10 protein-coding genes are annotated in these 10104 nt (G+C 61.7%); 2 read left to right on the top strand and 8 right to left on the bottom strand.

Features of this window, described 5'->3' with window-relative positions; translation table 11 throughout:
• A partial coding sequence (locus AC1DW2_RS39175) for a carboxymuconolactone decarboxylase family protein (RefSeq protein ID WP_477008679.1) occupies positions 1–296 on the top strand: 296 nt, incomplete at its 5' end.
• A 298-nt stretch (positions 297–594) separates the two neighbouring features.
• Here AC1DW2_RS39175 and AC1DW2_RS39170 read toward each other — a convergent pair.
• The 5 genes from AC1DW2_RS39170 to AC1DW2_RS39150 all read right to left on the bottom strand — a co-directional run bounded on the left by AC1DW2_RS39170 (position 595) and on the right by AC1DW2_RS39150 (position 5275).
• The gene (locus AC1DW2_RS39170) at positions 595–1053 is read right to left on the bottom strand and encodes a DUF3788 domain-containing protein (RefSeq protein ID WP_063981748.1); all 459 of its coding nucleotides are present in this window, start codon (positions 1051–1053) and stop codon (positions 595–597) included.
• Positions 1054–1122: 69 nt separating this feature from the next.
• A complete protein-coding gene (gene egtD, locus AC1DW2_RS39165; RefSeq protein ID WP_063981747.1) occupies positions 1123–2076 on the bottom strand; it encodes an L-histidine N(alpha)-methyltransferase in 954 nt (317 codons plus the stop codon).
• A gap of 93 nt (positions 2077–2169) precedes the next feature.
• Complete coding sequence (locus tag AC1DW2_RS39160) at positions 2170–2583, bottom strand: cupin domain-containing protein (protein WP_063981746.1); 414 nt, start codon at positions 2581–2583, stop codon at positions 2170–2172.
• A gap of 88 nt (positions 2584–2671) precedes the next feature.
• Positions 2672–4108: an MFS transporter gene (locus AC1DW2_RS39155; protein ID WP_477008678.1), complete on the bottom strand. Its 1437-nt coding sequence runs from the start codon at positions 4106–4108 to the stop codon at positions 2672–2674.
• 249 nt (positions 4109–4357) lie between these two features.
• Complete coding sequence (locus tag AC1DW2_RS39150) at positions 4358–5275, bottom strand: NADP-dependent oxidoreductase (RefSeq protein ID WP_063981745.1); 918 nt, start codon at positions 5273–5275, stop codon at positions 4358–4360.
• Between the two features lie 570 nt (positions 5276–5845).
• On the opposite strand from AC1DW2_RS39150, the gene AC1DW2_RS39145 reads away from it, so the two are divergent.
• The gene (locus tag AC1DW2_RS39145; RefSeq protein ID WP_063981744.1) at positions 5846–7201 is read left to right on the top strand and encodes an MFS transporter; all 1356 of its coding nucleotides are present in this window, start codon (positions 5846–5848) and stop codon (positions 7199–7201) included.
• A gap of 220 nt (positions 7202–7421) precedes the next feature.
• On the opposite strand, the gene AC1DW2_RS39140 is transcribed toward AC1DW2_RS39145, so the two are convergent.
• The 3 genes from AC1DW2_RS39140 to AC1DW2_RS39130 form a co-directional block, all read right to left on the bottom strand.
• On the bottom strand, positions 7422–8762 hold the full coding sequence (locus AC1DW2_RS39140; protein ID WP_063981743.1) for an MFS transporter: 1341 nt from the start codon (positions 8760–8762) through the stop codon (positions 7422–7424).
• 64 nt (positions 8763–8826) lie between these two features.
• Positions 8827–9360, bottom strand: coding sequence for a DUF1993 domain-containing protein (locus AC1DW2_RS39135; protein WP_063986171.1), 534 nt, complete (start codon positions 9358–9360; stop codon positions 8827–8829).
• A gap of 38 nt (positions 9361–9398) precedes the next feature.
• Complete coding sequence (locus AC1DW2_RS39130) at positions 9399–9974, bottom strand: cytochrome P460 family protein (RefSeq protein WP_063986170.1); 576 nt, start codon at positions 9972–9974, stop codon at positions 9399–9401.
• Positions 9975–10104: the final 130 nt, after the last annotated feature.

Genomic DNA, 10104 nt, shown 5'->3' with positions numbered 1-10104 from the left:
GCTTTACGGCCAATCATATGGCCAAGCTGCCCGCCAATGAAATCACTCTCGCTCGGAAGGGCCATGCCAGCGACCCGAAGCGGGACGCTGCCATCCAGTTTGCGCGTAGAGTCATCGAGACCCGCGGCAAGGTTAGTGACGCCGATCTGAAAGTCGTCCGCGACGCAGGCTACACGGATGCCAACGTCATCGAGATAGTCGCGCTGGTGGCCATGTACTCTCTGACGAACTTTTTCAACAACGTGTTCGATCCCGAGAAGGACTTTCCTGCCGTTGCGCCGGCTGGATCGATCTGAACTCAATCCATTCGCATCTACGATCTCTGAGGAGCCTCTATGATGCGAGCATCACGCAAGGCTCGGACGCACCCGGGAAGGATTCTTGGGAACGCGTCCGGGCTTTTGGTTGGCGCGAAGACTGTCGCCGTTTGTCGCCACGGCGCCAAAGCTCCTCGACAAAGCACTCAAGGGATCGCTCCAGGCCGCCAGATCACCAGCGAGAACGATGTCGTCGCCCCGTCGCACAAGAAGGTGTTCAAGGCGCGTGTCTATTTCATCTGGAGGACCACCATCGCGCCGGAGCAGCGCGAGCGTCTCAATCGCGCGACCGCGGAGGCGGACGCTTCAGACTTAAAAGCTCCGTCACGTCATGCCGATCGGCTGCGGATGAGATAGCAATTTTCAGCCATTTTCCGTCTGGGTATGTTCGGGCTTCATCGTAAAGCTTCACCAGCTGCGAGCGCCACCCGTAACGCCGCGCCTCAAACTTCTCTCGCTCTGCTGCCCCCAAGACCACCTCGACCGAAAACAGCCTGTATTCCGGCAGGAACGTGCAGAATGCCTTGGATTTCTTGTAACGCAGGGACCAACCACGCTTCTTGCCACGATAGAGCCAATCCGGCACGAAAACATCGGGGTAGTATGCCTCGATCCATTTTCGCAGCTCGGCCCAATGCCCGAACGCCTTCGGCCCGATCCAGTCTCGGACAGTGCTGTCGTCGGGCGATGCTGATTTGTCGGTGATCCTGTCGCCGATCTGGGGGGACTGTTCCATGCCGCTTTCCTTTACACCGCAACTCTCACGTTGGTTTCGGAAGACCTGGTGTGCCGCATCATCGGCAGATCAATAGCGAATGAGCCCGAACAGGCCGAATAATCCGCCCGCGTCCTGCCAAAGCTCGACAACCTTCCATCCGCCGGAGCGGGCAAGCCGCTCGAAGCTCTCCGCAGTATATTTTCGGGAGCTCTCAGTATGAATGCTTTCCGACGTTCTGAAACTAAACGCGCGCTCGCAGAGGGTAACGTGCTGATCGCACACGCTGACCAGATGCATCTCTACTGCTTTCTCGATCTCGTTCCAGCGCGCCACGTGCTTGAACCGCTCTAAACAGAAATCGCCGCCCAGTTCGGCGTTGATCCGCTCAAGGAGGTTGAGGTTGAAAGCGGCTGTCACACCGGCGCTGTCGTCGTAAGCACGCAGAAGCGTATCTACGTTTTTCTGGAGATCGACACCGATGATGGCACGTCCGTTTTTGCCTAAGTGTCGCCCCATCTGCATCAGCAAGGTCTTCGCCTCGCTCGCGTTCAAATTCCCCATCGTCGAGCCAGGAAAAAATCCTGTCCTGCCGCCGCTGGAGCCATCGAACGGAACCTCAAATGCATCCAGGAAATTGCGCTCGATGGGGCGGACCCAGAGCGACGGGAAGCGCGAAGCGATCCTCCTGGACGTTTCTGCAAGGAAAGCATCGGCGACATCGATCGGCACGTAGCCTCGCGGGTCACGCAGGCCCGCCAACACAAGCTCCGTCTTAACGCCGGCTCCCGCACCATACTCGATGAGAACCGCGCCAGGCTCTACAAAATCGGCGATGTCACGCTGCCGCTCTCGCAAGATCGACGTTTCGGCTCTGGTCAGATAATACTCATCCTGCCTCGTTATCTCTTCGAAAAGTTCAGATCCACGCTCGTTGTATAACCAACGGCTCGGCAGCGTCTTCACATCAGCGGATAAGCCGCCGACGACGTCTCGGGCAAATGCATTTTCAACAGCGTCGATGCGGTCATTCACGTGAAGCATATTTTCCGCTTTCGGTGACACGGCGGATAGCGGCCGAGGTAAACTCGCGGCCGATATCTTCACCGTGAATTCGTGCCAGGCTCAGTGAGTACGTTACTTGAGGGGTGTCGTCAGAGGGTTGTCATTGGTGTCGAGGACAAAAACAGCGAGCAGCTTCGCCGGCTTCGTCTTGCTCGCGTTGCGGCTGATCGAATGGGTTGCACCCGGCGGCTCCGACCAGCCTTCGCCTGCCCGATAAATGCGCTTCTCGCCGTCGTTCACCTTCGACTCGATCGCGCCCGAGATGACATAAGCGTAGATGAAAGCCGACTTCGCGTGGGTATGGGGCGGGGATGCCGCGCCCGGCGCGTAATCGACCTCCAGGGCGAGCAGCGACTTGCCAGGGACATTGGGAATGGCCGCCTCGAGTTTCTTCGCGACGGTTTCCGCTTCGCGATCATGGGCGCGGATCGGGCCGGCTATCGAGAAGGCGGCGCAGGTGACAGCGACAATGGTCCGGATCTTCATGAGTTTCTCCTTCTGCCTAGAGCTTGGTATTCGTTCTTCATTGTTCCCTCTCGACCTTGCCGGCCTGCTGATTGCCGACACCGAACGGTCAGTCTCGCGGGATGAAGTCGACGTGGGGCCCCGGCTCGATGATGAACACCGCGAGCGTGGCGAGAACGCAGGCGACGGCGGCGACAACCATCGCCATGTGGAATCCCCAAAACAGATGATGACCGCCTTGCTGCAGCACACCGCCGAGCAATGCGATAGCGAACAGCGACCCGGCGCGTGAGACTGCGCTGTTGACACCAGACACGGTTCCGACTCGATCGGACTCGACGGAGGTGAGGACGAGCGTCGTCAACGGCGCGATCGCCAGGCTCATGCCAAGCGCCAACAACAGGATGCTGGGGAAGATGTCCGCCCAATAGGTTGCGTTCGGACCGATACGGAGCGCCATGATGCAACCCAAGGCGACGACGGCGCTGCCGGCGAACAATGGCAGGCGCCTGCCGGACACGCGGCAGAGCATACCGGCGAGCGGCGAGACCACCGTAATCAGCACTTGCAGAGGAAGGAAGGCTAGGCCCGCCACCAGCGTCGGCAGGTGCGCGCCTCGGATCATCACGAACGGGATCAAGGTTAGCATGACCGTGAACGGACCGTAGAGGAGTGCGGTGAACAGGTTCGCGCCGACGATCGACCGCGAGGCGAAGAGCGACGGGGGCAGCATGGCATTCTCGCCTAGCCGCCGCTGTGTGACGATAAGGCCGGCTAAGCCGCCCAGACCGACGATCAGAGTGATGAGCAGCCAAAGGGTCGGACCGGCACCGTTGGTCAGGCTCGTCAGCCCCGCGCCCAACGAGCCGAGCCCGACTGTCGAAAGGACCGCGCCATAGACGTCGATCCGGACGTAGCTGGGCGAGGAGTCCTTGGGTATCCACGCCGTGCCGAAGGCCAACGCGCCGGCGACGATGGGCAGGAGCATCAGAAAGGCCGTCCGCCAGGATCCGTGATCAATGATCGCGCCCGCGATCGCGGGCGCGACGCCACTGGCGACCGCTGCGGCGGCGGACCAGATGCCGATCGCACGGGCTTTCTTGTCGGCGGGAAAGGCCCGCCCGAGCACGGAAAGGCCGTTGGGCAGGATCACAGCTTCGCCCAAACCTTGCAGGAAGCGGCCGCCGATGAGCAGCGCGAAGCTCGGCGCGAAAGCAATTACGGCCGCGCCCAGGCCATAGAGAGCGATCCCCGCGAGGAATATCCGCTTCTGTCCGAACCGATCACCCAGAGCGCCGCCTACCAAGGTCAGGGCCGCGAGCGGAAGGAGCTCGGCGTCCATGACCCACTGCAGGTCAAGCGGCGACAGGCGCATGTCTCGGCCAATCGCCGCGAGCGCGACCGTGACGACGGCGCCGCTGACGAACACGAGGCAGCTGCCCAGGCTCGACGCGGCGAGCACCTTGGTGCTGCCCTGCGCTCCGACGGCCTTAGGCTCGGAGAGCGCCAGGCCGCGATCGGTCAGGGTCAGGGACGCGCTGCTCACGACCTGGCCGTCATGTCAGGTGGCGCGCTTCGCGGCGCGCGGGCTCATTGGCCGGCAGCCGAAGCCGAACTGCCGTGTCCGTTCGCGGATCACTTTTCGCAACATCAATTCAACCTCAAGCAGGCTTGCCATGAACCGCCGTCGCCTCCTGCCCGCGCCGCGCCGCCGGAGGCCACGGCCGAACGACGCCTAAACGTGGATGCGTGCCGTGCTGACGAGGAGCGCGGAACCGTTCTCCGCCCCAAGTTCTCACGGGCGAACGCGAACGATTGTCTTCCCCTTGCGTCGCTCGGTCCGATTGAAGGCGGCGATGGCGTCATCGAGGGTCGAGACGGTGCCGATGTTCGTCCGCAGTCGTCCGTCCCGCAGACGCTGGACGATCTCACCCAGTTGGGCGCGATCGGACTCGACAACGAAGTCGATCGCCAAGCCGTCGGCGGGCCGCGCCTCGGTCGGCCCGGCGATGGTCACCAGCGCTCCTCCCGCTCGAATCAGGCTTGCGGACCGCTTCGCGATGTCGCCGCCGAAGATATCGAAAACCAGATCGACGCCACCGACATCTTTCAGAGCGTCGTTCTCGAGGTCGACGAACTCATTCGCGCCGAAGTCGAGCACCGCCTGACGGTCGGCAACGCGTCCGGTGCCGATGACGTAGGCGCCGGCCTCACGTGCGAGTTGCGTCACCATCGAACCGACGACGCCAGCCGCACCGTGCGCAAGGACGGTCTGCCCCGACTGAAGGTGGCCGTGCACGAACAGTCCTTGCCACGCAGTCAGACCCGGCATCGGCAGGCTCGCGCCCACCGTGAAGTCGACGTCGCCCGGCAGCGGCGCAAGGTTGCGTGCCTCGACGGCCACATACTCCGCCAAGGTGCCGTCGCGATACCAGTCCGTCAGGCCGAACACCCGCTGTCCCACTGACAATCCCGTCGTGCCATAACCGAGAGCGGTGACGACTCCGGCCAGCTCGTGCCCAGGGATYGACGGTGTTCGGTCACGATCGAGGCGATCGGTCCACATCGGGGGCCACGTCAGCTCATCCCAAGTGAAGCCCGATGCATGAACTTGAACGACGATGTCGTTTATCGCTGGCCGCGGTTCGGGCCGCTCCACCAGCTTCATCCCGGCCGTTCCCGCGGCCTGGTCCGTTACGGCGATTGCCTTCATGTGAGTTGTCTCCTCAGTTATTTGCTCCTTTGCTGGATACGTTCCAGCGACAAAAGCCGGTTCGGCATCGCTTGCCAGCGACCATGGGGTAGTTCCGAAAGCGAAGATGGGACGGCGCCTCCACGATCTCAGTTGTCCAGCCCTCGACAAAATCCGCGAGCGGTACCCATTGATGGCAGCGCGGAGTAACATTCTCCAATAGCCGGCATGTATGGTTTCCATTGCAGCGGGGAATAGTGGTGCGACGGTCTTCTCTGCCATTGGTAAATCAAGGCAAGTTGCGAACGCCGCGACGGCATGCCGCCGCGCGGCAAGGCAATAACGATTATCTATCGATTTTATGGCGAGAGATAATTTCCTTCACCGGGGTCCGACCGCCACCGTATGAGACGGCTGTCGGAACCACTTTCAACCCGAAATAAGACTCGAATGACCAATCCTGCGAACCAGAGACGGCGAGCGTGTCGCAACGAGGCGCAGCCGTTTGTAGAGGGATGCAGCCGCGGCGTTATCGACGCAGAACCTTGCCCGCGAGAGCTCGGTCGGGAAGCGCCGCCTCGGTGCCGGCGCATGGTACTCGCGGCCTGTGTGCTCGCGTCCTCGATGGCGTTCATCGATGCGACAGCGTTGCCAGTTGCGTTACCGAGATTGCGCTCAGATTTGGCGGCGGACCTTGCCTCGGTTCAATGGGTTCTCAACGGGTATATGCTGGCGCTCGCCTCGCTGACATTGATCGGCGGCGCCCTCGCGGATGTTTATGGCAAGGCGCGCATGCTCTGGTTCGGTTGCGTGCTGTTCGGTCTGACATCCGCGGCTTGCGCGATGGCACCTTCGCCCGCCTGGCTGATCGCTGCCCGCGTCGCGCAGGGGGTAGCCGCAGCGATCGTTACCCCCGCCAGCCTCGCCCTGATCGGGGCCACCTATCCGCGCGCGGAGCGGAACCGAGCGATCGGCGTATGGGCCGCAGCGTCGGCTCTCACCACCGCCGGAGGTCCTGTCCTGGGCGGCTGGCTCACCGAGACCTTTGGCTGGCCATCCGTGTTCTGGATCAACCCGCCGCTCGCGCTCGTGGCAGTGGGAGTTCTGCTGGTCTTTGCGCCGAAGGATGGTCGCATTCAGCGCGGATTCGACGTGATTGGCGCCGCGATCCTCGCTTCGGCGATCGGGGCGCTTGCCTGGGCGCTTAGCCAAATCGGCCGCGGTGAAGTTCAGGCCGCCGCGGACGCTTCAGCCCCGTCGGGCACAGTGCTCGTGATTGTCACCGGGCTTGGCATTATCGGGCTCGCCTTCTACGCGCTCTGGGAGCGCGGAAGCGAACACCCGATGACGCCACCTCGCTTGGCGGAGAACCGCGCCTTCCTCGGGCTGAACGTTGTCACCCTGATGGTCTACGCGGGGGTTTCGATCATGTTCTTTCTGCTCCCCTTTGAGCTCATCGATCGCCGCGCCCTGTCGTCGACCGACGCTGGGCTCGCATTCCTACCCTTCACGCTTGGCGTGGGGCTCTTGTCAAATCTCTTCGGCCGGCTGGCAGACAAGATTGGCGCGCGGGCCATGCTCATCGCGGGACCGCTAGGTGCGGCACTCGCCTATATCCTGATGGCGCTTGGCGAGAAAGAATCCCTGATGCTCGGCGTGATCGGACCTATGACCCTACTGGGCCTGTCCTTCGCTGTGCTCGTGGCGCCGCTCACCGCGTCGGTCATGTCGAGTGTGGATCAGGCCGACGAAGGACTCGCCTCCGGCATCAACAATGCGGCGAGCCGGATTGCGCAGCTCGCCGGGGTGGCACTTGCCGCCGGCGTCGCGTCTTTCTCGTCCGGCTACGAAGTCGGCCTCGCCATAGCCGCCGCGACCTCGATCGGCGGCGCCTTTGCGGCCTCGATGACCCTGACACCGGTCATGGCGAAAGCGGACGCAACTTAGAAAGCACGGAATTCAACCGAATTCGATACTTCACTAAATCTGGCAGACACCCTGAACTTACCGGAAGCCGTGTTCAGCGGAGCGTCATGGCTGATCGTTGATCTCGAGCCACGAGCTTTGCGGCGACTTGTCGCAAGCCACGTTTGTCTGCAGCAGCGAGCACATGGCGCAGATATCGCCGGACGACCTCCGACGAGGTGCTGCGTCCCGCATTTGGACGCTATCTGAACCGACGAGCGCTGCTGGTAGCGACTCCCGTCAGAGCGAAGGCCATTCCGGCGACCAGACAGAAGACGGCGCCTTGGTCTCCGCCCAAGCCGAAGATCAGCGAGACCAACGCGGAACCAAGTGACCATCCGACGTAGCGAGCCGAGGCATTCATCCCACTTGCGGCCCCGCTGCGCCCTACGGGTCCAACCGTCATCATCGCCGTGTTGTTCGGGGTCTGAAAAAGACCAAAGCCGATACCGCAAAGAGCCAGTCGCCATACGACATCCCATCTCGCCGGAGATGTCGGCAAGAAGATCATCAGGAGCAAACCGACCGCCAACAACGCCAAACCAATGCTGCAGATCACCGAAGCGGGGTGGCGGATCGTCAAGCGGCCGGCAATTGGGGCCGTGACTGCAGTCATGAACGGCCAGGTTGTCAGAAGAAGACCTGTTTCCACGGCCGAAAGATGCATCCTCGTCTCAAATAGAAACGGCAAGGAGACGTAAGCCAGAATTTGTGCGGCATAGGAGCAGACGGATGTCCACACCGATAGGGTAAACAGAGGTATACGGAAAAGATCGAATGGCAACATTGGCATAGGGTGCCGGAGCTGTTGTCGAACGAAGAGACTGAGACAGAAGAGACCTGCCACGATCTCTCCCGTCGCAATGCGCCCATCGCCAGTACCCAGCGTGCCGACACCGACGACGAAAAGCCCGAACGCCAGCGCATTGAGAGCGGTCCCGATCAGATCGAGAGAGCGCGCAACCCGAACGTCTGGTGGTGCAGCAGCAATAAATAGTGGAACAGTGAGGCCGAATGGCACATTCACCAAGAACAACCAGGGCCATTTTGCCACGGCAAGTACTGCCGCCGCGATGGTGGGGCCCAATGCTCCAGGTATCGCCACTGCTAATGCGACTAACGCGAAGCCCTTGCTGACCATGTGATGCGGATAAATCACGCGTACAAATGCCATGCCGGCCACAGAAACTCCAGCTGCCCCGGCACCCTGAATTAGGCGCGCACTCACCAGCATCGGCAATGTTGGAGCGAACGCGCAACCCAACGACGCGAAAACAAAAATAGCCAGGCCGGCGGTATAAACGCGCTTCAGACCGAGTGATTCGACCAGACTTGCAACGGGCAACAAGCAGACCGTTGCCGAAAGCTGATAGGCATTCACGACCCAAACGGTCGCGGCGTCCCTGCTTGCGAATGAACGCGAGATGTTTGGCAAGGCGATATTCACGATCGCGCTTCCGAGGGAACTTAGACCAAGTCCAAGCAAGATGCAGAGCATTAACCAGCGGCGCTGAGCCGCCGTCAGACCGTCGACGCCACCCATCAGTATGCAATTTCCGGCGTGAACCTTGAAGGCTTCGGCTCGTGTCGCGCACCGCGCCTGCCGCTCACGAGTAGTCACCTCCGCTCTGCTGACTGAGGTTGCCGAGGTAGTCGCGCTTCCCGATCTTCGCTCCGAGGTGCCGAAGGATCGCGTGCGCAATCGCGATGTGGAAGAAGAAGTCGGGCAGCACCAGGTGCCGGATGTAGTCGTCGCCACCGAACCACCCGCGCACGATAGGCGGTGTCAGTTCGTATGTGCGGGACTGCGCGTTGTCCATCTCGTCCGGCCGCACGTTTTGCAGGAAGCCGCGCGTCTCGAGGAGCCGCCCCTTCAGTGCCGGGTACATCATGAGGGTGTTGTGGGGAGCAGGCGCGTCGCGCTGCATCAGCTTCGCCATGTGGGCGTCGACCTTATTGCAGCTTACAGAAATCTGCTCTCCGAAACTCAGCATGTCGGACGCGAGCCGCTCGCCAAGGATCCTTCCAGGCTCATATCCCTTGGTCCGCTCGAGTGCTTGGGCGTGGTCGAGATAGTCGTCCATCACGTTCACTCCGTGCACCATGACAGGGACCGTGATGTCATAGACCGAGAGGGACACGTCGAACTCCATCCGCTCGTTTTTACTCTGAACGTCAGTCAGTGACGCAGCACGGGATATCCATTCACATAAATCCAGTCCGTGGCCGTGGCAGGCAGGTGGCACCCCTGGCAATCGGAACGATAGTCCGTCGAGGTGGTTTTGAGCGGCTTGTCCGCGTCGAACCACGACCATCCCCACCCGTCGCCCCACAACGGGTTGCCGGGGTGCGTTCCCTTACTGTCTCTCACCATGACGAACCAGCCCTTGAGCTTGTCGGCGTGGCTTACCGTGCCGGTGGTCATCTCGTTGGTCGAAGTCGCGAAGACTTCTTTCACCAGAACGGCGCCGTCCGGAAAATGCCCCGTCTTCCGGTAGCCGTCGATCACCCCCGGGGATGCGTACACGGCGTGGATTTCATTCGAGCCCTGGCCGCTCTCAGCCGCAATCGCCCAGGTGCCGAGCGCTTGGTAGAGGGTTCGGTAGTCCGCCGGCACGCGCAGGTGCCCAGCGCCGTCTACCACGTTCGCGGTCGGGCCGGCCGGAGCCGCTCCGTTGATCTGCGCGAGCGCTGCCACGGCGCCGGTGACCAGGGAGACGGCAACAGCGAGGCCGATAATCCTCGATAGTTTCATGGGGATCTCCTCTACCGCTCGCGCGCTGTGCACTCTGATCCAGTGAAACGGCTTCAATCATTGCTTCAATCGCTGTGTGGCCAACCGCGCGCTCGGCCTAGCCAGCCCTAAAGATCGGACTCGGCCGACA

The sequence above is a fragment of the Bradyrhizobium sp. P3_C3 genome (assembly GCF_056402655.1).
This window is presented reverse-complemented; position numbering and strand designations above follow the sequence as displayed.